Genomic DNA, 23,953 nt, shown 5'->3' on the forward strand with positions numbered 1-23,953 from the left:
AATGGCACTCGAAAATCTTACACCTGCTGCGGGGTCTACCCACAGCAAAAAACGTATCGGACGCGGCCAGGGCAGCGGAAACGGTAAAACGGCCGGTAAAGGTCACAAAGGTCAAAAAGCGCGTAAAGGTTACAATGAAAAACGTAACTTCGAGGGTGGACAGCAGCCTCTTGCACGCCGTTTGCCAAAAATCGGGTTTACGTCTAAAATCGTCAAACCATACGTCATCAATGTCGAGAAAGTGAAAGAAGTAGCCGAACTCGCAGAGATCACGATGGAAACGATCCGCGGCGTACACCGCATGAAAAAATCGGTCACGAGCGTAAAACTTGTCGGTGCAAGCGCGAAAGACCTGGCATCTAAAATCAAAGACGAAAACGTTACAACAACTGGTAAATAATGAACCAACAGCTTGTAAACAAGATCTTGATAACGATCGGTTTTCTCTTCATTTTCCGGTTACTGGCCTATGTGCCGGTTCCGGGTGTTGACACAGCGGTCATTGCATCGTTTTTCGACGAGCATCAGGCTGACGCGTTGGGTCTCTTTAACATGTTCAGCGGAAATGCCGTCGAACGCCTCTCTATCATCTCCCTTGGCATTATGCCCTACATTACCGCATCGATCATTATGGAATTGCTTGCCGCGACTTTCCCGAACCTTGCTCAAATGAAAAAAGAGCGTGACGGTATGGTAAAGTATATGCAGATCATCCGTTATGCTACTATCGCGATTACGATCGTTCAGGCGATCGGAGTGAGCATCGGACTGCAAAGCATGACCGGCAAAGACGGCAGCAGCGCCATTCTCGTCGATCATACGACCTTTATGATCCTCGCTACGGTTTCGATGCTGGCGGGGACCATGCTCTTGATGTGGATCGGTGAGCAGATTACCCAAAACGGGATCGGAAACGGTGTTTCGCTGATTATTTTCGCGGGTATCGTTTCGGCCATTCCCAGCGGGATCGGCCAGGCGGTGACAATGGTGAATACGGGAGCGATGAGCTTCCTGACGCTGCTGTTGATCATCGCGCTGATTTTCGCGACGGTTCTCGTCATTATCTATGTCGAACTTGGCGAACGCCGTATTCCGGTGACGTATGCGAAAAAGACGATGCTGGCCCACCAGAACAAACGGGTAATGAACTACATTCCGGTCAAAGTCAACCTTTCGGGCGTCATCCCGGTCATTTTCGCTTCGGCGATTCTGATGTTCCCGATGACGGTGCTCTCCAGCAGCACCAACCCGACCGTTCAGGGGATCGCGGATTTGCTGAATCCGAACCATTATTTCTTTAACTTCCTGCAGTTCTTGTTTGTCGTTTTCTTTGCGTTTTTCTACGCATCGATCGTGTTCAACGCCAAAGACATTTCCGAGAACTTGAAACGGCAGGGAGGGTTCATTCCGGGTGTTCGTCCGGGTGAATCGACCAAAGAATTTCTGAACGAAACGGCGAGCCGTCTTACCTTTACGGGAGCGATCTATCTCGGTCTCGTGGCAACACTGCCGTGGGTCATCCTCAAGGGGGCGGGCGTACCGTTCTTTTTCGGCGGTACGGCGGTTCTCATCGTTGTTCAGGTCGCACTTGATACGATGCGTCGCATCGAAGCGCAGATCTACATGAGCCGTTATCAGACACTCAGCGCGGTTGGCCTCTAAGCATGGCGATTGCGCTGCGAAAAAACGACGAACTCATAAAATTGCGTGCGGCGAACCAAATCGTCGGCGCGACTTTGGAACTTTTGGCCCAACATACCAAACCCGGAGTCACCCTTAAAGAACTGGATGCCATGGCGGAGGAGTATATCCGCAGCCAGGGTGCCACCCCCTCTTTCAAGGGCCTTTACGGTTTCCCCAATGCCGTCTGCATCTCTGTCAACGAAGTGATTATCCACGGAATTCCCAGCGACTATACCCTCAAAGAAGGGGATATCGTAGGATTTGACGTGGGGACCCAAAAAGAGGGATACTTTGGAGACGGTGCCGTTTCGGTCGGTGTCGGAACCATCAGCAAAGAAGACGAAGCGTTGATTGCGTGCGCGAAAGATTCTCTCTACCACGCCATCGACATTATCCGTGAGGGGATGCGATTTAAAGAACTCTCGCATGAGATCGAAAAATTCATTCTCGGGCGGGGATTCGTCCCTTTGCGCGGATTTTGCGGACACGGGATCGGAAAAAAACCCCATGAAGAACCGGAAATCCCCAATTACCTGGACGGACCCAACCCAAAGTCGGGCCCAAAGATCAAAAACGGAATGGTGTTTTGCATCGAACCGATGATCTGTCACAGGGAAGGGACTTCCAAGATTCTTTCCAACGGATGGGATGTAGTCAGTACGGACGGGCTGAGAGGCTCCCATTATGAGCATACGGTTGCGATTATCAACGGTAGAGCTGAAATATTATCAATCGCGTAAAGGAAATAAGATGGCAAAAGATGATGTCATTGAAGTAGACGGAAAGATCATTGAGGCGCTACCGAACGCAACGTTTCGGGTAGAACTGGCGAACGGGCATGTGATTTTGTGCCATATTGCCGGAAAAATGCGGATGCACTACATCAAGATTCTTCCGGGAGACACGGTAAAAATCGAATTGACCCCTTACAGTCTTGATAAAGGGCGCATCACTTACCGCTACAAATAATACGCCCTGCATCGCAGGTGCGTAACTCTCCCGATTTCACTATAATTACGCATATCGAACCAAAAGAGAACCGATGTGCACCAACCCTCAAACCCCCCTACTAACCACCCTGGTCAATACGCTGCGCGATGTCAGCCTGACACCGTTCGTTTTCCGCCATACGGTCAAGGAGATTACGAAAATCCTTTTGAACGAAGCGCTTAGGAGTACCCCGACGGTGAGGAAAACGCTTCACAGCTGGAGAGGGGATGAGGAAATGGAGTTTATCGACGAATCGTCGCTGGTCATTGTCTCGGTATTACGGGCCGCGCTCCCGATGCACGAGGCGATTATCGAAACGCTGACGAGTGCCGAATCGGGCTTTTTAGGGATCAAGCGCGATGAAGAGACGCACGAAAGCCGGCTGTATTACGACCGTTTGAGAGAGTGCAGCGGGAAAACGGTGATTCTGGTCGATACGATGGTCGCAACCGGTGGATCGCTTTGCGATGCGATCGCCATGGCAAAAGCAAAAGGGGCTGAAAAAATCATCACCCTGCACGTCATCGGATCGCCCGAGGGGATAGCGCGGGTAGAATCCGCACACGGCGATGTCGAGATGTTTATTGCCCAAATCGACCGGGGACTGGATGAGAATAAATTTATCGTGCCCGGGCTCGGAGATGCGGGCGACCGGGCTTACAATACACTTTAACAAGGAATCGGATGCATAGAAATATCGGGGCGATGATCGTTATGGCCCTATTCATCACATTGTCGGCGGCCGAAAACGTCACCGAGAACGCAAAGGTGCGCGAATCGTTTTGGCAAATCTATACCAATGCGCTGCGCGAAGAGAAAACGGCCCAGTTTCAGGTGGGAGTGATGTACGAACGGGGAATCGCGGTGGACAAGAATGAGACGCGCGCGGCTTCCTGGTATGAAAAAGCGGCATTGCAGGGATATGTCGACGCGCAGTACAATCTGGCCCTGATGTACGCATCGGGTCGGGGCGTTCCCAAAAATCTCGATCATTCGATGCTGTGGCTCTCCAAGGCGGCCAAACAGGGGGATCGCGAAGCGCGAAAGTTGCTGCTTGAGATCATTGACGGAAAACACGACGATCCCGGCCCGCAAAAAGCCGGTGAATCGACCGGAGCCGTTACGGAAGTATCCGAAGGGGAGATCGAAACGATCCGGCCGGTGACGATCGTCACCAAAGAGGGGGCAGAGGTGTGTTCATCAAGCGGGGAATGTCGGATTTATCGGAGCAAAACGGTTTTTACCTCGACCGCAAAGCGGGGAAATACGTATAAAATCAGCGGTATCGCGACCAAGAAAGGGTGGAAAGCCTATGGCCTGGAGGGATGGATTGACGAAGCGCATGTGGACGTCCGCCCTTAAAAGCCATCACAAAGTTCTTACAAAAAGATATAATAAGATTTTATAACGGGAAGCGGGAGCCTTACGGTACGAATGGCAGTGAAATACAGGGGAAAAGTGCTCCGTTACGATGAAAGCAAAGGGGAAGGTTCGGTTGTAACGAATACGGGAGAGGTCTATCCTTTCCGGATTGCGGGCTGGGAAGAGATCGACGTTCTCCCCGAAGCCGATATTGCCGTAACGTTCGAAGAAAGCGGCGGCGACGCGACGGTTATACGGGCCGTCCGTAACGAGAGCGGGCAGGTGCAAATACGCAAAGAGGCCGTCGCCCCGGGAGATGAGTTTGAAGAAGCGGTGACCACCGAAAGCGTTATACACGAGTATTTCAGCGGGATCCATCATGAGATATCGCAGTACGCGTCGTACGAAAAAGTTCCGCACGGCATCGATTTTTTAAAGCTGCGCCGATTTTTAATGACCACGTACAACAACCTTGTCGATATGGATTTGGAGCTCAAACATACCGAAATTGCGGGAATTACGCGGGATTTGATGCGGCTGAGCGAGATCTATGACGGGTTCACGCAGCGCTCCAGACACATCAAAAAAGCGTTTTACGAACTCTTTTTGAACCGTAACGACGAGTTTCAAAAAGCGCAGCATAAACTTGAATCCAACAAGGAATCGATCGCCAAACACGACATCAACATCGCCGTCGCCGAGGGGGCGATGGCGAAACTCGAAAATATCCTCAAAAAGCTTCCTGAAACCTCCGAGAAATACCCTCTGGCGGTTGCCAAAATGACAAGTGTACGTTCAAAAGCGGTCGATGCCATCCATCTTAAGCGCGAGCTGGAAGAGGAGAATTTCCGTCTGGCGCAGTTCATCGACATGATTATCACCGAAAACGAAGAGAGCTTCCGTTCCAAATACGTCGTTCAGGCGAGGCGTTTCGAAGAAAAGATTACCCGTTTGCTTGACAAGCTGGCTTATTCATTCGACCTCACCCTCTGGAAAAAAGCCCGCGCCTCAAAAGCGATCCGTGAGTATTTCCGGCGTTCCAATATTACCGGGCAGCTCTCGAGCCTCACGTATCTGAGATATTATCTCAACTCGCTGAATACCGACAAGCTTTCAGACGAAAACCGGGCACTGTTCGATTTGATTCCGCATCTTGAATCGCTGCAGCGGCGCAGCATCGTCTATCTGGGATGCGAGGAACATCATGCGCATCGGATTAAAAAAGCGATTCTCTCCTCCGACAAACATTCGGATGTGACGATGACGCTGGAGGCGGAAAAAGCGGTGGCACGAATCAAAAAAGAGCTTCCGGACTATATTTTTATCGATCAGAAAGCCGATTTCAAATCGGTGATCAAGGTCTTGCGGATGATGGGGAACGCCGATGAAGTCGATATCGTGCTGCTGGTCGATACGGTTTCGGCGTCGATGAAAGAACAGGCCGAAAAAATCCATATCAATCACCTGCTGGAGACCCGTACGACGACGCACGCGCTTCATCAGGCGCTCGAAGGGATTCTAAAACGCTAAACCGGAGGGATAAGCCGCCCGAACGGGGGCTTATGATTATTTGACGAAACTGCAGCAGTAGTCGCTGATGGTTGCCACTTTGAGGTGGAATGCGCTGTTGGCGGGGACTTCGAAGCTTTGCGGTCCTTTGACTGAAATCCAAGCGTCCGAACCGGGAAGCTGAACCTCCATCTCTCCGGTCATGATCTCCATGATCTCTTTATCGCCGGTGTTGAACGTGTACTCTCCCGGGAGCATGATGCCGAGCGTTTTGACGCTTCCGTCGTCGAAACGGACGGTACGGCTGGTGACTTTGCCGTCGAAATAGACGTTGGCATTTTTGTCGATGGTGACATTGGCGAATTGTGACATGAAGTTCCTTTCTGAATTGCGTAAGCGAATTATAGCGGGTTGATCTCTTTCTTGATCTTTTTGGGAAGATGGGCGAAAGGGAAGTCGGAGACGACAGTGCTCACGTTCCCCTCTTTGATTTCGACTTCGATCTCCATCGTGTCACGGTTGAGCGAGAGAAGCGTGATGTGGCGTCCACCTTCTTCGTAGCTGATCTGGCGGGGTCTGAGCTGAACGATCGGATTGCGTCGGCGCGGTTTAAATCCCATAGATGCCGTTCTCCTTGACAATGATTTTTTGATCGCCGACGAGCTGCGTCAGGGCCGCTTTGAAATTTTTCTTGCTCAGGCCGAATGTTTTTTGAATCAGTTCGGGATCGGTTTTGGAATTGTAGGGGAGCATGCCGCCGTTGGCTTGCAGCATCGCATACACCTTGTCGGCAGCACCCGAAGCTTTGGCTTTGCCGGTCATCTGGAGCGATAGGTCGAGCTTGCCGTCGGGGCGCAGCTGTTTGACATACCCTTCCTTGATCTGTCCGATCCGCACTTCCTCAAAAATTTCGTTGGCGTAGATCATCCCCTCAAAGCGGTGATCGACGATTGCCTTGTATCCCAGGGGCGTTTTGGCGATAATCATGAAAGTGACGGGAGTGTTGGGGTAAAAATCCCTCGGCGGGGCCTCAAGGCCGCCGGTGATTTTTTCGGTTCCCACCAGCCGTCCGGTCTGTTCGTCGCGGATGACTCTCACCAGCCGTTTTTCGCCGACGGAGAACGGACGTTTCTGAAGCGCTTTGGGGACAAAAAGGTCTTTCATGAGCCCCCAGTCGACGAAGGCGCCGATAGGGGTCGTGTCGACGACTTCCAAAAAGGCGATTTCGCCGAGCATCGCTTTGGGAGAGAGCGTCGTAGCGACGGGGCGGTCTTCGCTGTCGGTATAGACGAAAACGTCGATGGTGTCGCCGACGTGCATGGCGTCGGTGACGTACTGGTTGGGCAAGAGGACGTCATTGCCGTCGAGGGCTTTTAAAAAAAGGCCCGGAACGGTTGAACGGTCGATAACGAGGGTATTGATTTCCCCCATGTGCAGTGTTTCATTCATGGGTATAATTATATCGACAATTACCTTGCGGGAGTAGCGATGCGGATAGTGATTACGGGAGCCAGCAGCGGATTGGGGGAAGCCCTTGCGCTCCATTATGCGAAAGAGGGGCATTCGCTGGTACTCATCGCCCGTCGCGCCGATCGGCTCGAAGCGGTTGCGGAACAATGCCGCAGAGCAGGAGCGGAGGTTGAGACGATCGAAGCCGATGTGACCGATTTCGGGCGGATGCGCCAGATCGGCGAAATGTTGGCAAACGATCGTATCGATCGGATCATTCTCAATGCCGGGATGTCGCTCGGACACGGCGGCGGAGTAACACCGTTTGAGGATTTCGAGCGGCTGTTTGCGACGAACTTTCTGAGCGTCCATGCCCTGCTCGAACCGACAATTCCCAAATTGACGGAGCAAAAAAAGGGGGAAATCGTTTTCATCTCTTCGCTCGCATCGCTGCTGAGTATGCCTACCTCGATCGCTTACAGCAGTTCCAAACGGGCCCTCAACGCCTATGCCGAAGGGCTGCATTATCAGCTTTCGCCGCATGGGATAAAGGTCATGACGATCATGCCCGGATTCATCGATTCGGAGATGACGCAGAAAAATCGGTTTAAAATGCCGTTTTTCATGTCAACCGAGGAAGGGGTGAGGCGGATCGTACGTGCGATCGGGCGACAAAAACACCGATACGCGTTCCCTTTTAGGTTTTACTTAATGATACGAATTGTCTCGATGCTTCCGCAACCCTTAAGAGACAAAATAGTACACTTCACAAATTTTAAAAAGGGCGCTTAAGCCTGCTAAAGCGGAGAAGAATCCGATGGTCATAGACAGCGTATGTACCTATTGCGGTGTGGGATGCGATATTTCCGCTGAAGTCGAAGACAACAAGGTCCAAAAGATTTTTGCCAAGGAAGAGGGGACGGTTTCCCAGGGAAGACTTTGCATCAAAGGGAAACAGGGCTGGGATTTCATGACCCATTCAAAGCGGCTGCGGAACGCACGCGTGCGCAAATCATTCCTCGCCAAAAACGCCGCGCTGTTTGCCGATCTGGATATGGATTACCTCGAGCCCGTCGGGACAGAATGGTACGAAATCAGCTACAACAGCGCCTATGAGCTGGCCGCTCGGAAACTGCGGGCCATTACCGATCAGTACGGTTCGCACGCGTTCGCAGCGATCGGAGGGGCGCGGACGAGCTGCGAGAGCTCATACCTTTTCCAGCATTTCACCCGTCACGTCGTCGGTTCGCCGCACGTGGACAATTGTGCCCGTGTCTGCCACTCCCCGTCGCTGAAAGGGATGCGCACCACGATCGGGGAGGGTGCGGCAACCAACCCGTTTGACGACATCTACGAGACCGAGTATATGGTAGCGATGGGGACCAATACGACCGAGGGGCATCCGATCGTGGCCAACCGGATGCTTGACGTCATCAAGAACAAAGGGGTGGAACTGGCCGTTCTCGACGTCCGCCGCATCCAGCTCTCGAAATCGGCAAGCGAGCACCTGAGCATCCCTTATGAAGCCAACCTGATGGTGCTGAACATGCTCGCTTACGTCATCATCAGCGAAAATCTCGTCAATACGGAGTTCGTCAACGCGCGGACGAAGGGGTACGAGGAGTACAAAAACGCAATTCTTGCCGATCCCTATGCCAATCCTGATTTCTTTTTGGGGCTTCCCGGTTATGAACCGCTTGCTGAAGAGGTGCGCACGGTTGCGCGCAAATACGCGACCCGTAAAAGCCTTTTCTTCTGGGGGCTTGGAATAACCGAACACCTGGACGGATCGTATGCGGTGATGGCGATTACCCATCTGGCGATGCTCACCGGAAACATCGGAAAGCGGGGGGCGGGACTGATGCCGCTGCGCGGTCAGAACAACGTCCAGGGGACGTGCGATGTGGGAATGCTCCCTTATTACGCCCCCGATTATCAGCCCCCCAAGGAAGTCGGGATGATGACCCCAGACCTGATCGACGCGATGGGGCGGGGCGAAATTAAAGCCCTGTTCAATATCAGCGAAGACATTGCCCACATTCACCCCAACCAGAACAAAATCCATTCGGCCCTCGGGAATCTGGAACTCCTGATCGTGAACGAACTGTTCGACAACGAGATCACCAAATTCGCAGATATCGTCTTCGGGGTCAAGAGCGCCTATGAGAAAACGGGCGTTTACGTCAATGCCGAGCGGCGTCTGCATCTTTCGCAGCCGCTGGTCAACGTGACGATGCCCGATGACTGGGAGGTGATCGCCGAAATCTCCAAGCGCTACGGCACGGATCTTGGGGTCAACAGCCCTCGGGACGTGTGGGAACGGGTCCGCGTCGATGCGCCGCTCCGTTTTGGCGGGGCAAGTTACGAAAAGCTCGAAGCTGCGCGCTTAAGCGGTCTTCAGTGGCCGGTACAGGAAGAAGACCTCCCGGTGCTCCATATCGATGCGTTCCGGACAAAAGACGGGTTGGGTTCGTTCCGTTACAAGCAGTACGAACCGCGCGGGCAGGTTCAGGAACTCCTCGAACGTCAGGGGCATGATGGATATTACCTGACGACGGGGCGGGTGCTCGTCCATTACAATAACGCGGCACAGACGAATATGTGCGAAAAACTCCACCGTTCGCACGACGAGGACATCCTCCTCGTCAGCGTCGACGATGCCGATTTTTTCGAATACAAGGATTTCGTGGTTTTGAGGAGCGAGTACGGACAAAGTGCTCCGCTGCGTGTCAAAGTGAGTACGACAATCAAAAAAGGGACGATGTTCACCACATTTCATCATGCAAAGAGCCGGATCAATTTCCTCTTCGGAGACGAATGCGACGAACTGATCCGTACCGCACGGTTCAAATCGGTCAAAGTCGAGGTCCTCAAGCCCGACTACCTGGAGTAACCCGTGCATACCCGCGCGATAGGCAATGCGGCCGAAGAGCGCGGGTGCGACTATCTCCGCAGCAGGGGGCTGCGGATTATTGACCGCAACGTCTACAACCGCTTCGGCGAAATCGACATTATCGCGATACAGGGGAACGTGCTTCGCTTCGTCGAAGTGAAAAGCGCCCGTTCCTACGAACAGGCGGTTCACAATATCACTCCCGCGAAACTGTCCAAACTGAACCGCGCGATACAGTCGTACCTGCAGCAAAAAAGGCTGAACCTCGATTACTGCGTCGACGCATTGATCGTTTGGGAAGAGGGTATCGAATGGATCGAAAATATCACTCTGGGCTGAGCGGAAGAGGAGAAGGTTCGTAAAAATAAAATCCCTGGGCCGCATCGATCCCGAGGGATCGGACGATCTGCGCCACCGCTTCGTTATGGACGAATTCGGCCACCGTTTCGATGGATGCGGCACGGGTAAAGTTGACGATCGTCTGAACGATCGTGACCGCTTTGGAATCGTTGTCGAGATGGCGGATCAGTGAGCCGTCGATTTTGATAATATCGACGGCAAGATTGAGGATGCGGGCAAAATTAGAATAGCCGCTTCCGAAATCGTCGATCGCGATCCGGCACCCGTAGCGGCGTACATGGGCGATGAATTCAAGCGTCCCTTCGTATCGCTCGATCGCCTCGCTCTCCAGGATTTCGAAAATAATTCTTTTCCCGATCCCTTCATGCTTTTCCAGCAGTTGCGTGATGAGTTCAACCGTTTCATTGTTTTCGATATCGTCGATCGAGAGATTGATCGAAAAATTCCCTGTACGGGAGGCGATGATCGCGAAGCTTTTGGAAATAATGATACGCGAAAGGGGGTTGTAAAGCCGCGATTCCTTGGCGACGTGCAAATAGGGATAGATGGAGCGGACCTCGCCGTCTTTCATGACGATGCGCGCCAACACTTCGTGTTTCGCCGCCATCCCCGATGAGAGAGCGACGATCGGTTGAAAATAGGGGATGACCCGGTCTTCTTCGAGCGCTTCACGAAGTTCTTTGGCTTTGGTGACGTTCTCTTCGATCACCTGGCGAAGATTGAGCCCTTCGTGATAGAAGATGGGGTTGTGCTGCTGTTTGCTTTTGAGCGCCATATCGGCGTTTTCGAGAAGGGGCGCTATGTTCGATGCCGCGACGGTGATCGAAGGGGTGCGGACTTCCCCGTCGATGACGATCGGCTCGCGCGGAAACAGATGCAGCACGCTTTTTGCCGCTTCTTCGAGGGGAAGAAGGGGACTTTCTTCGAAAAGGATACCGAAATCGTCGGCCCCAAGGCGGTAGTAGGAAACATGGTTTCCGGCAAATCCCATCGTTTTGATCCGCCGCGCCGTTTCGATCAGCAGACGGTCCCCTTCCTGAACGCCGTAAAAATCGTTGTAATGCTTGAATTTGTTGATGTTGATCAGGATGAGAGACAGTTTACGGGACGCGTGGCGTATTTTCTCTTCGTAGGCTTTGCGGTTGCGCAGGCGGGTCAGTGGATCACGGCGTGCCTCCTTTTCGCTGCGGATGAGAAAAAAGGTGATCAGCCCGATGCTGATGATGAACAATGCGACCAGCAGATAGGAAAAATAGTTGATCAGTTGCAGTTCGCTGTCCGACTCGTTCAGGAACGTTTCATTGCTGCGGTGGAGGGAACGGATGACTTGGGGATCGTTGATCTCCTCGAGATGGCGGACGTAGCGGGGAAAATACTCCTCGATGACCCTGAAATGGGCGATCGAACGCTCAAGAAGGTCATTTTTCAGCGGATCGTTCAGGCGATTTTTCGATAAAGAGGTGATCGAAGCGTTCAGCGAGGCGATCAGCTGCGCGTCCATCCCGTTTTTTGCGAGGAGAATGGCTCCGCTGATACGGCTGATTTCGCGAAAGAGTTCCTGTTCCGCCGCGTTAGCGGCTTTAAGGGCGAAAAGGCGGTTTTGCAGGGCCAAAATCGCGGCGGTCGAATTTTTAATGACCGTGTTGACGGTTTGAAAATCGTAAATCGCCTGCACTTTGACATCGAACGCTTCGGCATGGGTGCGCAGCTGCCCGAGGGTTTCGGGGTGGCCGTCGGCGATATGGGGGTTGCGCAGCAGGGCATCGATTTTGCGGTCGATCAAAGCGATCTTCCGATTAACGTCGTCTTGGTTGGTATAGAGAAAAAAGGTGTTGTGGAGGATCTGGTAATCGAGCCGTTTGTGGGCCGTTTCGATCTCTTTGAACGACAGTTCGATCGCATTGCGGTGGACGAAATAACGGTTGGAAAACGATTTGAACAAAAACAGGGCACTCAATGCACTCAGGCCAAGGATGACGGTGAGGATCAGCTTGAACGAGAGTTTCATTGGCGGGCCGTTTTTGAGGGGAGTTCCCCGTCAAGGGTCTGCAAAAAAGCGACGAGTGCGCGGATCTCCCGCGGGGTGAGGGTCACCCCCAGGTTATGATACGACATCCGTGCGATCGCTTCGCTCAGGGTTGCGGCGCTTCCGTCGTGAAAATAGGGGGCCGTGCGCGCGATGTTGCGCAGCGTCGGAACCTTGTAGACGTTTTTATCGATCGGGCGCTTGGTAAGGGCATAGCGGTCGGACACCTTCGCATCGTAGGGGATAGAAATGATGGCCCCCATTTTCTGGAAAGAGTTGGCGCCGATGTTGACACCGTTATGGCACGAGACGCAACCGAGGGTTTTAAACAGCAGGTACCCTTCGGCTTCGAGAGGCGAGAGACGTATCTCCCCGCGGAGATAGCGGTCGAATTTGGCGTTGGGGGTGATCAGGGTTTTTTCGTATTCGGCGATCATGACGGCGATGTCGTCGGGGGTGAGGGTCGCACGCCCGGTGATGGCTGAAAAAGCTTTGGCGTACTCGGGATGCGATTGGAGCCGCCGCGCCGCTTCAGGGAGGGGAAGGCCCATTTCGACCGGGTTGTGGATCGGTCCGAGCGCCTGTTCGCTGAGCGTTTTGGCACGGCCGTTCCAGAACTGGGCAAAGTTAAACACGGCATTGAATACCGTCGGCGCGTTCATCGTCCCCTGCAGATTTCGGATCCCCGTCGAAAATTTTTTTCCATCAGCACCGCTTGAAGAGACGTCGTGGCAGGAGATGCAGGCGACGGTACGGTCTTTGGAGAGGATCGGGTCGGCGAAGAGTTTTTCGCCGAGTGCGGCTTTCGCGGCATTGTACGAAACGGCACGGGGGATCGGAACAATCGGCTCGGCCGCGTGCAGCAGCGATCCGGTAACAATCAAAACGATAATGCCCGATACCCGCTTCATACTTTGTTTTCGTACCCTGTTTGAAAATTTGATGTTACTTATTATCTCCAAAAAATCCTTAAGAGAATTCGGATCGATCCTGAGAAAAAATGTGATCATTATGTAATAAGACATTTTAAAGATTGGGGCGTTATAATGACCCCATAAACATTCGCAACTCAAGGAAAAACAATGGGTAAATACATTGAATTGACAGTTTCAAACTTTGATGAAGTAACAAAAGAGGGTGTCGCGTTGGTCGATTTCTGGGCTCCTTGGTGCGGACCATGCCGTATGATCGCTCCGGTTATCGAAGAGCTGGCGGCCGATTACGACGGCAAAGCCAAAATCTGTAAAGTCAATACGGATGAAGAGCAGGATATTGCCGTCAAATACGGTATCCGTTCGATCCCGACGATCCTTTTCTTCAAAAACGGAGAAGTTGTTGAACAGATGGTCGGTGCCGCTTCGAAACAAGCGTTTGCGGACAAACTGAACGCTCTTCTGTAATCATTCTTTCTGCCGCCGGCTTTTCGGCGGCATCTCCTTTTCTCCTCTATTTTTACAAATGAAAAAAATCCTTTCCCATGTTTCAAATATATTAATTATAGTAATTTAAATTATAATTTTTTTATCCCGAATGTTTAATTCGAAAAGAGCTGGTTTATCTACAACAGGGTATGATAAGCTCCTACCATAACAAGTCAGGAGACGGCAGATGCTAGATTGTGCAATTATCGGAGGAGGGCCGGCCGGTTTGACGGCGGGGCTTTATACCACGCGCGGAGGACTCGCGGACGTTACGATGTTTGAAAAGGGGATGCCCGGCGGTCAGATTACGATGAGTTCGGAAATCGAAAATTATCCGGGTGTCACGGGGCACATCAGCGGGATGGACCTGATGATTCCCTGGCCCGAGCAGTGCCAGAAATTCGGCCTGAAACACGAAATGGCCGAAGTGGTCCGCGTATCGCGCGGCGCGGAGGGGATTTTTACCGTACACAAAGGGGACGGCAGCAGTGTCGAAGCCAAAAGCGTCATCGTCTGTACGGGGTCGACTCCCAAACGGGCCGGTTTCATCGGCGAAGACGTCTTTTTCGGACGCGGGGTGAGCACCTGCGCCACGTGCGACGGCTTTTTTTACAAAGGTAAAGAAGTCGCGGTGATCGGAGGCGGAGATACGGCACTCGAAGAAGCGCTTTACCTGGCGAAAATCTGTGCGAAAGTCTATCTGATCCACCGGCGCGATACCTTCCGCGCCGCACCCAGTACGATTGAACGGGTCAAAAATACCGAGAGCATCGAACTGGTGCTCAATGCCACCCCCGAAGAGGTCGTGGGGGATGCATCGGGAGTGACCGGAATCCGGGTTGCGTTTGCGGAGGGAACGACACGCCATATTGACGTACCGGGAGTTTTTACGTTTGTCGGGTACAACGTGAACAACCAGGTCCTGATCCAGGAGGACGGTAGTTTTCTGTGCGATATGACCCCTTGGGGTGAAGTCAAAGTCGATTTGAGCATGAAAACGTCCGTTCCGGGCCTTTTTGCGGCGGGGGACATGCGTGAACAGGCCCCCAAGCAGGTTGTGTGTGCGGCCGGCGACGGTGCGGTGGCGGCACTTCAGGCGATCGCTTACGTCGATCATCATTAAAAGAGAGTTTTCGTTTACGCCCTTTTTAAACACTAAAACGGTAAAATGCGCTTAGAAATAATGCACAATAGGGATCATAACAGATGGTAAGAGCAGGTGTTTTCGGAGCGGGAGGGCGTGTCGGCAAGCTGTTGATCGAAGATTTGCGGCACGAAAAAGAGATTTCACTGGGTGCGGTATACGTCCGCAATGAACTCAATTTTTCGATTGATCCGTCGGTCCTGGTGACCAACGACATGGCGACGCTGCTTAAAGGGTCGGACGTCATTATCGACTTTTCGCTTCCCGAAGCGACGCAGCTGCTGCTTGAACAGGCGATCAAACACCCAAGACCTCTCGTGATCGGGACGACCGGCCTGGACAACCACCAGATGAACCTCCTTAAAACGGCCAGCGAATCGATGCCGATCCTCTATGCGACGAACATGTCGCTGGGGGTCGCGCTGCTGAACAAACTGGTCCATATCGCCGCCAAGACCCTTGAGGGATTCGACATCGAGATCGTCGAACAGCATCACCGCCACAAAAAAGACGCTCCGAGCGGCACGGCGCTGACCCTTGCCCATTCGGCGGCGGATGCGCGGAACCTCGATCTGGATGCGGTGCGTGTCAGCGGGCGCAACGGCAATATCGGGGAGCGGACCAAAGACGAGATCGCCGTTATGGCCCTTCGCGGCGGAGACATCGTCGGACGTCATACGGTCGGGTTTTACAACGAGGGGGAATTCGTTGAACTTCACCATACCGCGACAAGCCGCAATACCTTTTCCAAAGGGGCGATTCGCGCGGCAAAATGGCTGGCCGGCAAACCAAACGGCCTTTATTCGATCCAAGACTGTCTTGAACTTGCATAAGGAAACAGCGTGCGTAGCTTAAACGAAAAATGTGCCGTCGTCGGTATTTTTGACCATCCGGAAGCCTCTAAACTGGCCTATTTCTCTCTTCACGCCCTCCAGCACCGCGGTCAGGAAGCGGCCGGTATCAGCACCGGGGACGGCGAGAAACTCTACACGATCAAAGACCGCGGTTTGGTGACGCAGGTATTCGATACCCAGAAACTCAATACCCTCAAAGGGCACATGGCGATCGGCCATACCCGCTACTCGACCGCCGGGGACGATTCGATCCTCGATGCCCAGCCGGTATTCGCCCGTTACGACCTGGGAGAGATGTCGATCGTCCACAACGGGAACCTGACCAATGCCAAAGAAGTACGCGATGCCCTGATCAAAAAAGGGGCGATCTTCCAGACGTTCATGGACACCGAAAACCTGATCCACCTGATCGCCAAAAGCGACCAGCACCACCTTACCGATCGGATCATCGATGCGGTCAAAAAGATCGAAGGGGCTTATTCGCTTGTGTTCCTCAGCCGCTCGAAAATGTTTGCGATGCGCGATCCTCACGGTTTCCGCCCCTTGAGTCTCGGACGGGTCGGCGACGGGTACGTTGTCGCATCCGAGACGTGTGCGTTTGACCTGATCGGTGCGGAGTATATCCGTGACGTCGAACCGGGTGAGCTCCTGATTTTTGAAAAAGGGAAAGCCCCCCAGTCGATCAAAGTCTTCGAAGCGACGCCGAAACACTGTATCTTCGAATACGTCTATTTCGCACGTCCCGATTCGAACGTCTACAAGCAAAACGTTTATGAAATGCGAAAAGCGATGGGGAAAGAACTTGCCAAAGAGCAGCCTTCTATCGGTGCTGACATGATCGTCCCCGTTCCCGATGGCGGTGTTCCCGCCGCGATCGGTTACGCGCAGCAAAGCGGTATCCCATTCGAGATGGCGATCATGCGTAACCACTACATCGGCCGTACGTTTATCGAACCGACGCAGGAGATGCGAGACCTGAAGGTCAAAATGAAACTCTCTCCGATCGAGCACCTGATCAAGGGCAAAAGCCTTGTCGTTATCGACGATTCGATCGTCCGCGGCACGACGAGCCGCCAGATCGTCCGGATGCTCAAGGCCGCCGGTGCCCGGGAAGTGCATATGCGGATCTCTAGCCCGCCGACAACCGATCCGTGTTTTTACGGCGTGGATACGCCCGACAAAGAAAAACTGATCGCGGCGAACATGTCGATCGAAGAGATTTGCGCGTTTATCGAAGCCGATTCGCTCGGATACCTGAGCAACGAAGCACTCCTGCGCAGCGTCAACGGTAAGGAAGAAAACTACTGCACGGCCTGTTTTACGGGCAAATACATCATCTAAGAGACCCGATGCGGGAGCAGATTTTTACGTTCGGGCAATATCTGCACCGTAAATTCGGCTTCAAAGTTTCCAAGGTACCTGTCTCCATTTCGGGATTTACCTGTCCGAATATCGACGGAACCGTCGCAAAGGGAGGGTGTACCTTCTGTGAAAACGACTCATTCAGTCCGAGTCTTGACCGCGCCCGTCCGCTGAAGGGTTTTTTCCTCAACCTCTCTTCATCCGAAAATCCTTTTTTGGAACAGCAGCTCCGTCAGCTCGAATGGCAGTTCGACACTCTCTCCAAAAAGCTGCGCGAAGAAAACGGTGCGGAAAAGTTTCTTGTCTATTTTCAGAGTTTTACCAATACCTACGCCCCTTTGGAAACGCTCAAAGCCCTTTACGAGAAAGCCCTTTCATTCGAGAACGTCGTCGGGCTGAGTATCGGGACAAGATCGGACAGTATAAGTGACGAGACGATGCGATACCTCGCCGAACTCTCCCGGCGGGCCGAGATCTGGGTCGAATTCGGAATCCAGTCGATTTACGATACGACGCTGCAGCGGATTAACCGCGGCCATGACAGCGCGAGTGTCAGGGAAACGATCGCCAAAGCCAAAAGCTACGGCCTGAACGTATGCGGGCATCTTATTTTCGGTCTTCCGGGAGAGACGAGGGAGATGATGCTTGAAACGGCGAAAGAAGCGTATGCGCTGGGGATCGATTCGGTCAAATACCATCCCCTCTACGTCGTCAAACGGACCGCATTGGCCAATGAGTACGCGCGGGGAGAGTTTGAGCCGATTTCACAGGAATTGTATCTTGACGTACTGGCCGAAGCGCTCCGCTTGAAGCCCCCCCGTGTAAGCGTTCAGCGTATCAGCGCCGGTATCGGTGACGATACGCTGATCGCCCCGATGTGGTGTCGGGATAAAAACGACCAGCTCAAAAGCGTGAATGCGGCACTTAAAAGGTGGGGGCTGAAGTATTAATCGACCTGTGCCTCGACTTCGAAGGTCGCTTTTTCAAAATGGCTCGGATAATCGACCAAAATACGGAACGTTTTGGACGCACCGGGGTTGAGACTCTCGGCGATAACATGCCGGGAAAAGACGTTTTGGCGTTTGAATTCGGGATCGTCGTCTTGAAAAAGCTGCTCAAAGGCGCTCGGTTCGCTGAACTGAGTTGCTTTGGCGTGGGCTCCTCCTTTGATGTTGGAGAGCTTTAAGACGGCACTCACCTGTCCGACGGGATGGTTTCCGACGTTCCGTACCGTCCCTTTGATAAGGATCTGTTCAGACTGGTAAAAACGCTCGTCGCTCAGGTTTGAAATCTGAACCTTGTAAACGCTTTCGTTTATCAAAGGCCAAAGCATCGCAACGAAGAAAACGATGACCAAAATGACGGTCAGAAAAATGGAAAATTTTGATCGGCTGCGCAATGCCAATACCGTTCCCGCCACAAACAGTACAAGAGAGATAACGATCAGTAGATAATGCCAACTGGTTAACGGGCTCATCTGCAATCCGCCTTTGCCGTGATGTTGTATTCTTTGGTATATCGGAAAGGTTCGACAAAGAGTTTAAACGCAGCGGCCTTGCCGGGCTTGATCGGTTCTTCGACTTTCAGGGATGCTTTTTGGAAAGGGATGTTGGGATAGATCCGGTCGAGATAAGGGTTCCCGCTTACTTTGTGTACCCCGACGCTGACGGTGCATTCGCCGAACGTCCGTTTTGAGGTATTGCGGATTTCCCCTTTGATCAACAGCGCCTCGGTGAATTCGAGCGCTTTGACCTGCGAGAGGACGAGCGTATTGCTGAAGAGATAGCGGTGCATCATCGTGTATCCCACGGCACTTCCGGCCGTCAGGACTCCAAAAGCCACCAGCACCAGAAGAACGGCAAGGGCCAAGTGGTGGCGCAAAAAGACGGCAAGTCCGAGAATCAGGATAAAAAGGAGAATGATCCCCCCGAAGAGGAGGTAATCGTAAACGAGGAGATGGTCGATGAAATCGAGGATGTACGTTTTCATGAAGGCCTTGAGTTTTTCTCCGCGATCCCGCTTGTTCCGAATCGGCGTGCGAGTTCTTGTTTGATACGGTCGGGAGAGATATTTTTATGTCCGAGTGCGACCAGGACGTGATAGACCAAATCGGCACATTCGTAAATAATTTCACTCTCGTCGCCGTCTTTGATCGCAAAAGAGAATTCTCCCGCTTCCTCGACCACTTTTTTGAGGATCGCGTTATCCCCTTTGCTGAGAAGCTTTGCGGTCCATGACGTGGAAGGATCGGCATTTTTTCGGCTGAGGATCGTGTGGTAGAGTTCGTCGATGATCCCATAAGCCGCGGCAGTATCGATCTGGGGCTCGGAGGTGACGGCACCTGTTTCGATGTCGGTGAAGAAACACGATTTACGCCCCGTATGGCAGGCGACCCCTTCTTGGCGTACGTGGATGAGAAGCGTGTCGTTATCGCAATCGAGTAAAAAACGCTCGATATGCTGCAAATGACCGCTGCTTTCCCCTTTTTTCCAGAGGCGCTGCTTGGATCGGGAGTAGTAATGGGCCGTTTTCGTCGAGAGAGAAAGTTCCAGCGCCTCGCGGTTCATGTAGGCCATCATCAATACTTCAAGAGTCGTAGAATCCTGTACGATGACGGGGAGGAGCGGGGACTTTTGCCAGTCGATATGATCGAGATTCATGAGGAAACCTTTTTCGTATTTGGTAAGAGTTCACGGCTGAACCCCTGCCAAACCCTCCGAAGAGGAGAGATGGAATGGGTTATTTCGAAGAGACCTTTTGGGTATGGTCGCTTTTCATGTCAACCCAGATATTGGGTGTCGAACCGCCGGGAGTGAGAAAAATTTTCGCGTCCTTGTTTTCTTTGAGGGCGTCGTTGAATTTCCCCTGTACCTTGATCTGCTCGAGCTTGAGGAGGCCCGGAGTGATCGAATTGGCGATCAGCTGATTTGCTTTGGCCTGCGCCTGCGCTTCAATGGTGAGGGCGTTGGCGACTCCTTGTGCTTCGGTCTCTTTTTTGAACGCCTCTTGTTTGGCTCTCTCAACCTCCTGCTGTGCCCGCTCGACCTCTTGTTTGGCAACCTGGACCCGTTCGATCTGCTCTTTCACTTTTTGGGGAAGGACGATTTCGCGGAGCTGGACCGATTCGAGTTCGGCCGGACCGTTTTTCTGGCGACCGACGTTGCTGCGGATGCCGCTTTCGATCTTCTGCGCGATCGTGTTGCGCATGATGGGAAGGTTTTCGGCTTCATACTGCCCCACGACGTTGCGGACGATGTCGCGTGCGACCGGGTCGATGATCTTGTCTTCCCAGCTAAATCCCCAGTTTGAAACCGTTTGGGCCGCCAGCTGGGCATTGAGGCGATACTGGACGGTGAGCTCGATCGAAACGGGAAGCCCCCGTTTGTCGAGAACGGTAATGGCCGGTTTGACCAAAATACCGTCTCCGGTCGTCGAAGCGCGGTCGATTTTGTCCGCGTAGTTGATGATGCGGACCTTGGTGTCGACGACGTAGACCTGCTGGATCAGGGGAATGATGAAATGCAGGCCCGGCAGCAGCGCCTGCGCCTCGTATTTACCGTTGGTCGAGAGAATCCCGCGTTCCCCTTCGTTGATGATGACGAAAGGTTTGGCCAGGACAAGCAGCAGTACGAATCCTCCGATCAGCCAGAGCATTCCCGCCTTTTGGCTGTTCATGTTGAAATCGATTTTCGGCGATTTGGGGGCCTGAAATCCCCCGCCCCGCTGGCTTTCGTTTTTCTTTTTGTTGAAGTAGTCGTTCATATCGCTGGCCATCTAGTGTCCTCTTTCGCTCTTATATGGATGGGTGCAGTTATACCCAAATTTAGTCAATGTACGTCAAATAGTGGTCGAAATCGGCATTGCGTCCGCAGACGATGTCGAAATAACCGCTCTGAAGCTTTTCGGTAATCGGCCCGCGTCCGCCTGCACCGAGTACCCGTGCGTCCACTTCGCGAACCGGAGTGAGTTCAGCCGCTGTTCCGGTGAGGAACGCTTCATCAGCCGTGTAGATCTCTTCACGGCTGATACGGCGGCGGGTTACCTTGTAGCCGAGGTATTCGGCCAGTTCGATGACGGTTTTCTGGGTGATCGAGGCGAGCGAATTGTCGTTTGGGGGTGTGATGATCTCGTTGTCTTTGATCATGAAGAAGGCCGCCCCGCTTGCTTCGGCGACGTATCCTTCGTCATCGAGAAGGAGCGCTTCGTCGTAGCCCGCTTCGACCGCTTCGAATTTGGCCATCTGGCTGTTGAGGTAGTTCCCGACCGCTTTGGCTTTTCCCATGTTGGATTTGTTGTTGGGGCGGCTGAACGAAGAAATTTTGAGGCGGATCCCCCGTTTCATCCCCTCTTCGCCCAGATAGGCTCCCCATTCCCATGCGGCAACCGCCACTTCGACGGGGGCTTCTTTGTGGTAAACCCCCATGACGCCGTATCCGAGGTAGACGATCGGGCGGAGGTAGACGTTTTCGCCGGTGAACCCGTTGGCTTTGAGGAGTTCGATTTGGGCTTTGTTGAGCTCCTCAACGCTGTACGGGACGTTGATCAGGGTCATTTTCGCCGATTCGATAAGGCGTTTGGTGTGGTCGCTCAAGCGGAAGATCGCGTATCCTTTGGGTGTTTTGTACGCTTTGGTACCCTCGATGGCTCCGTTACCGTAGTGGAGGGTGTGCGAGAGGACGTGGATTTTTGCCTCGCTCCAGGGGAGCATTTTGCCGTTCATCCAAATGTATTTGGCTTCGTTCATGAGAAAGGTCTCCGGTAGAAAAAATTGGAAGATTTTAACCAAGATGGGGTTTAAGGTTTATTAATGAGAAGAAAATAATAAGATGGGGCGGACGATGCCAAGAAGCGCGCGGGGATTTTCCCCGCCTCGGGCTTCTTAGTGGTTCGGCGTGTTGATCATCCAGATGGAGAATATATCGAGGTAGTTCCAGAACGACTCGATGTATTCGGGGCTCACCCCTTCTTTTTCGAGCTCCGGGAGGAGCTTCGCGTAAAATTCGAGCCATCGGCGGCGTGCCGCTTCGTCGATTCTGAAAGGGGCGTGACGTCCCACCATCCGGGGTTCACCGCGCGTCTGGGCGAAGTAGTCGGGGCCGCCGCAGATCTGGATCAGAAAATCGGCGGCATGTTTTTTGGCCGCGGCGAAATCGTCTTCGTCGTGGATCGGAAACAAAAACGAGATGTCACTGTTGCGGATCATCTCGTAGTGGTCGTCCACCAGTTTTCGGAACCGTTCTTCCCCTACCTGGAAATAAAAACCCGGATGCGGTTTGGTCACCGGCGGGCGTACTCCTAAAACACCGTCAGTAATCTTGAGTTCCAGCATAAAATCCCCTGCGTATTTTTGGGACACATTCTAAGGGGTTTTCGTCAAGAGATTCCTTAAAAGCGTTTCTTCGCCCTCGTTTTAGGTGGCGGTTTGTATAATTGAAACATTCATTAGAACCAACTTCGACAACAGGAATGCGCCATGGATGCACATGTATGGATGGGATCGACGCGGACCGAGCCGGCCCGATATGCCGAACGCAACAGTCCTTATGACGGACGGGTCGTGTCCCGATGGGGGGTTTGCGGTGCCGAGGATGCGCTGATGGCGCTTTCAATCGCCGAAAAGGCGGCCAAAACGGCCAGAAAAACTCCGCTGCACCAGCGGTGCGCGTGGCTGAGTGACGTGGCACAGAGGCTTCGCGAGCGGCGTGAAGAGTTCGCACGGGTATTGTGCGACGAAGTCGGTAAACCGATCGCGTATGCGCGGATCGAAGTCGACCGATGCATCGAGACGATTACCCTTTCGGCCGAGACGATGCGTACGATGCACGGCGAGACGATCAATACCGACGCGATGGGGAGCGGCAGAAGCGCCCATGCCTACTGGCGGCGGGAGCCGGCCGGGGTCGTCGTGGCGATCACGCCGTTCAATTTTCCCCTGAACCTTGTCGCCCACAAGCTCGCCCCGGCATTGGTAGCGGGAAATGCGGTCGTATTGAAGCCTACCCCCGAAGCTCCGCTGTGTGCCTACAAACTGGCCGAACTGTTTATTGAAAGCCCTTATGCCGTTCCCGATGCGCTCAGTGTCGTGTACGGCGATGCCGAGGTAGGCGGTGCGCTCGTCTCCAGCGATATACCGCGCGTCGTCAGCTTTACCGGATCGGTCGGGGTAGGAAACATCATTACCAAGAATGCCGGAATCAAAAAAGTGAGTCTGGAACTGGGAGGAAACGCCGCGACCTATATCGATGCGGATGCCGATCTCGAATACGCAGCACAGCGTTGTGCGATCGGTGCTTTCGTCAATTCGGGACAGGTGTGCATTTCGCTGCAGCGCATCTATGTCGATGCGTCGGTGTACGACGCGTTTGCGGCGAAGATGGCTGAAGCGACCGCGAAGCTCGTCGTGGGCTCGCCGTACGAGGAGAAGACGTTTCTGGGGCCGCTGATCAATGACGAAGCGGCAATGAGAGCGATGAATTGGGTAGAAAGCGCGATTGCCGAAGGGGCTCGGGCATTGACGCCGCCGCGGCGGGAAGGGCGGATTTTTTACCCCTGCGTCATGGCCGATGTGACCGAATCGATGAAGATCGTGTGCGAGGAGGTATTCGCCCCGATCGTCAGTCTGGTGAAAGTCGAAGGGATCGACGATGCGGTGATGCGGATGAACAATTCCCCCTACGGATTGCAGTTTTCGGTCTTCACCAACAACCTTTCCCACGTCAAGAAAGTGATCGACGAGTGCGAGGCGGGGGGAGTCGTCATCAACGATATGCCGACACTGCGTTTCGACATACAGCCCTACGGCGGGGTGAAACTCAGCGGCGTTGGGCGTGAAGGCCCCCGTTTTGCGATCGAAGAGTTTACCGAAATCAAATCGATTGTTATTTTATAAGAAGGAAATTA

General features: G+C 53.2%; 27 protein-coding genes. 16 read left to right on the forward strand and 11 right to left on the reverse strand.

Going from position 1 to position 23,953, the window contains the following annotated elements; translation table 11 throughout:
• Position 1: 1 nt before the first annotated feature.
• The 7 genes from rplO (at position 2) to E0765_RS08915 (ending at position 5,565) form a co-directional block, all read left to right on the forward strand.
• Entirely contained in the window at positions 2 to 400 is a 399-nt protein-coding gene (gene rplO, locus E0765_RS08885; protein WP_132812870.1) for a 50S ribosomal protein L15, read from the forward strand.
• On the forward strand, positions 400 to 1,662 hold the full coding sequence (secY, locus tag E0765_RS08890; protein WP_132812871.1) for a preprotein translocase subunit SecY: 1,263 nt from the start codon (positions 400 to 402) through the stop codon (positions 1,660 to 1,662). The genes rplO and secY overlap by 1 nt, the downstream gene beginning before the upstream one ends.
• 2 nt (positions 1,663 to 1,664) lie before the next feature.
• Positions 1,665 to 2,423, forward strand: a complete 759-nt coding sequence (gene map, locus E0765_RS08895; protein ID WP_132812872.1) for a type I methionyl aminopeptidase — start codon at positions 1,665 to 1,667, stop codon at positions 2,421 to 2,423.
• A gap of 10 nt (positions 2,424 to 2,433) precedes the next feature.
• On the forward strand, positions 2,434 to 2,652 hold the full coding sequence (gene infA / locus E0765_RS08900) for a translation initiation factor IF-1 (RefSeq protein ID WP_132812873.1): 219 nt from the start codon (positions 2,434 to 2,436) through the stop codon (positions 2,650 to 2,652).
• 73 nt (positions 2,653 to 2,725) lie between these two features.
• Positions 2,726 to 3,346 (forward strand): uracil phosphoribosyltransferase, encoded by a 621-nt coding sequence (gene upp, locus E0765_RS08905; RefSeq protein WP_132812874.1) that lies wholly within the window; start codon positions 2,726 to 2,728, stop codon positions 3,344 to 3,346.
• Positions 3,347 to 3,357: 11 nt separating this feature from the next.
• On the forward strand, positions 3,358 to 4,035 hold the full coding sequence (locus E0765_RS08910) for a tetratricopeptide repeat protein (RefSeq protein ID WP_132812875.1): 678 nt from the start codon (positions 3,358 to 3,360) through the stop codon (positions 4,033 to 4,035).
• A 72-nt stretch (positions 4,036 to 4,107) separates the two neighbouring features.
• The gene (locus tag E0765_RS08915) at positions 4,108 to 5,565 is read left to right on the forward strand and encodes a hypothetical protein (RefSeq protein WP_132812876.1); all 1,458 of its coding nucleotides are present in this window, start codon (positions 4,108 to 4,110) and stop codon (positions 5,563 to 5,565) included.
• A gap of 36 nt (positions 5,566 to 5,601) precedes the next feature.
• On the opposite strand, the gene E0765_RS08920 is transcribed toward E0765_RS08915, so the two are convergent.
• From E0765_RS08920 to E0765_RS08930, 3 genes are read right to left on the reverse strand one after another with little or no spacing between them, the layout of a single operon-like run.
• The gene (locus E0765_RS08920; RefSeq protein WP_132812877.1) at positions 5,602 to 5,916 is read right to left on the reverse strand and encodes a pyrimidine/purine nucleoside phosphorylase; all 315 of its coding nucleotides are present in this window, start codon (positions 5,914 to 5,916) and stop codon (positions 5,602 to 5,604) included.
• A 29-nt stretch (positions 5,917 to 5,945) separates the two neighbouring features.
• Positions 5,946 to 6,164: a hypothetical protein gene (locus E0765_RS08925; protein WP_132812878.1), complete on the reverse strand. Its 219-nt coding sequence runs from the start codon at positions 6,162 to 6,164 to the stop codon at positions 5,946 to 5,948.
• A complete protein-coding gene (locus E0765_RS08930) occupies positions 6,154 to 6,993 on the reverse strand; it encodes a S1 RNA-binding domain-containing protein (protein ID WP_132812879.1) in 840 nt (279 codons plus the stop codon). Before E0765_RS08930 ends, E0765_RS08925 begins: the two co-directional genes overlap by 11 nt.
• Positions 6,994 to 7,032: 39 nt before the next feature.
• Between E0765_RS08930 and E0765_RS08935 the strand changes: the two genes are divergently transcribed.
• The 3 genes from E0765_RS08935 to E0765_RS08945 are packed head-to-tail and all read left to right on the forward strand — an operon-like array spanning position 7,033 to position 10,225.
• On the forward strand, positions 7,033 to 7,785 hold the full coding sequence (locus tag E0765_RS08935; RefSeq protein ID WP_132812880.1) for an SDR family NAD(P)-dependent oxidoreductase: 753 nt from the start codon (positions 7,033 to 7,035) through the stop codon (positions 7,783 to 7,785).
• 25 nt (positions 7,786 to 7,810) lie between these two features.
• A complete protein-coding gene (locus E0765_RS08940) occupies positions 7,811 to 9,886 on the forward strand; it encodes a molybdopterin oxidoreductase family protein (protein WP_132812881.1) in 2,076 nt (691 codons plus the stop codon).
• A 3-nt stretch (positions 9,887 to 9,889) separates the two neighbouring features.
• The gene (locus E0765_RS08945; RefSeq protein ID WP_132812882.1) at positions 9,890 to 10,225 is read left to right on the forward strand and encodes a YraN family protein; all 336 of its coding nucleotides are present in this window, start codon (positions 9,890 to 9,892) and stop codon (positions 10,223 to 10,225) included.
• Here the strand turns inward: E0765_RS08945 and E0765_RS08950 are convergent.
• Together E0765_RS08950 and E0765_RS08955 are read right to left on the reverse strand one after the other, a co-directional pair.
• Positions 10,212 to 12,254 (reverse strand): EAL domain-containing protein, encoded by a 2,043-nt coding sequence (locus E0765_RS08950; RefSeq protein ID WP_132812883.1) that lies wholly within the window; start codon positions 12,252 to 12,254, stop codon positions 10,212 to 10,214. The genes E0765_RS08945 and E0765_RS08950 overlap by 14 nt on opposite strands.
• Positions 12,251 to 13,183, reverse strand: coding sequence for a cytochrome-c peroxidase (locus E0765_RS08955; RefSeq protein ID WP_132812884.1), 933 nt, complete (start codon positions 13,181 to 13,183; stop codon positions 12,251 to 12,253). The genes E0765_RS08950 and E0765_RS08955 overlap by 4 nt, the downstream gene beginning before the upstream one ends.
• A 171-nt stretch (positions 13,184 to 13,354) precedes the next feature.
• Between E0765_RS08955 and trxA the strand changes: the two genes are divergently transcribed.
• The 5 genes from trxA to E0765_RS08980 all read left to right on the forward strand — a co-directional run bounded on the left by trxA (position 13,355) and on the right by E0765_RS08980 (position 18,003).
• Positions 13,355 to 13,672, forward strand: coding sequence for a thioredoxin (gene trxA, locus E0765_RS08960; protein WP_132812885.1), 318 nt, complete (start codon positions 13,355 to 13,357; stop codon positions 13,670 to 13,672).
• A 208-nt stretch (positions 13,673 to 13,880) separates the two neighbouring features.
• Positions 13,881 to 14,816 (forward strand): thioredoxin-disulfide reductase, encoded by a 936-nt coding sequence (gene trxB, locus E0765_RS08965; RefSeq protein WP_132812886.1) that lies wholly within the window; start codon positions 13,881 to 13,883, stop codon positions 14,814 to 14,816.
• Positions 14,817 to 14,899: 83 nt separating this feature from the next.
• Positions 14,900 to 15,670, forward strand: coding sequence for a 4-hydroxy-tetrahydrodipicolinate reductase (gene dapB, locus E0765_RS08970; RefSeq protein WP_132812887.1), 771 nt, complete (start codon positions 14,900 to 14,902; stop codon positions 15,668 to 15,670).
• A 9-nt stretch (positions 15,671 to 15,679) separates the two neighbouring features.
• Positions 15,680 to 17,032 carry an amidophosphoribosyltransferase gene (gene purF, locus E0765_RS08975; RefSeq protein ID WP_132812888.1) on the forward strand — a complete coding sequence of 451 codons (1,353 nt, stop codon included), beginning with the start codon at positions 15,680 to 15,682 and terminating at the stop codon, positions 17,030 to 17,032.
• 8 nt (positions 17,033 to 17,040) lie between these two features.
• A complete protein-coding gene (locus E0765_RS08980; RefSeq protein WP_132812889.1) occupies positions 17,041 to 18,003 on the forward strand; it encodes a TIGR01212 family radical SAM protein in 963 nt (320 codons plus the stop codon).
• Here E0765_RS08980 and E0765_RS08985 read toward each other — a convergent pair.
• The 6 genes from E0765_RS08985 to E0765_RS09010 form a co-directional block, all read right to left on the reverse strand.
• Positions 18,000 to 18,530, reverse strand: a complete 531-nt coding sequence (locus E0765_RS08985; RefSeq protein ID WP_132812890.1) for a DUF2393 family protein — start codon at positions 18,528 to 18,530, stop codon at positions 18,000 to 18,002. The two genes, E0765_RS08980 and E0765_RS08985, sit on opposite strands and share 4 nt — an antisense overlap.
• Positions 18,527 to 19,042, reverse strand: coding sequence for a DUF2393 family protein (locus E0765_RS08990; RefSeq protein ID WP_132812891.1), 516 nt, complete (start codon positions 19,040 to 19,042; stop codon positions 18,527 to 18,529). The genes E0765_RS08985 and E0765_RS08990 overlap by 4 nt, the downstream gene beginning before the upstream one ends.
• Positions 19,039 to 19,713 (reverse strand): bifunctional phosphoribosyl-AMP cyclohydrolase/phosphoribosyl-ATP diphosphatase HisIE, encoded by a 675-nt coding sequence (gene hisIE / locus E0765_RS08995; RefSeq protein ID WP_132812892.1) that lies wholly within the window; start codon positions 19,711 to 19,713, stop codon positions 19,039 to 19,041. Before hisIE ends, E0765_RS08990 begins: the two co-directional genes overlap by 4 nt.
• A 79-nt stretch (positions 19,714 to 19,792) precedes the next feature.
• Positions 19,793 to 20,827 (reverse strand): prohibitin family protein, encoded by a 1,035-nt coding sequence (locus tag E0765_RS09000; protein WP_132812893.1) that lies wholly within the window; start codon positions 20,825 to 20,827, stop codon positions 19,793 to 19,795.
• A gap of 49 nt (positions 20,828 to 20,876) precedes the next feature.
• Positions 20,877 to 21,797 (reverse strand): branched-chain amino acid transaminase, encoded by a 921-nt coding sequence (locus E0765_RS09005; protein WP_132812894.1) that lies wholly within the window; start codon positions 21,795 to 21,797, stop codon positions 20,877 to 20,879.
• Positions 21,798 to 21,932: 135 nt separating this feature from the next.
• Complete coding sequence (locus E0765_RS09010; protein WP_188109936.1) at positions 21,933 to 22,382, reverse strand: globin; 450 nt, start codon at positions 22,380 to 22,382, stop codon at positions 21,933 to 21,935.
• A 144-nt stretch (positions 22,383 to 22,526) separates the two neighbouring features.
• Here E0765_RS09010 and E0765_RS09015 point away from each other — a divergent pair, with 144 nt between their 5' ends.
• Positions 22,527 to 23,942 carry an aldehyde dehydrogenase family protein gene (locus E0765_RS09015; protein WP_132812895.1) on the forward strand — a complete coding sequence of 472 codons (1,416 nt, stop codon included), beginning with the start codon at positions 22,527 to 22,529 and terminating at the stop codon, positions 23,940 to 23,942.
• Positions 23,943 to 23,953: the final 11 nt, after the last annotated feature.

This window comes from Sulfuricurvum sp. IAE1, assembly GCF_004347735.1.
Taxonomy (GTDB): domain Bacteria; phylum Campylobacterota; class Campylobacteria; order Campylobacterales; family Sulfurimonadaceae; genus Sulfuricurvum.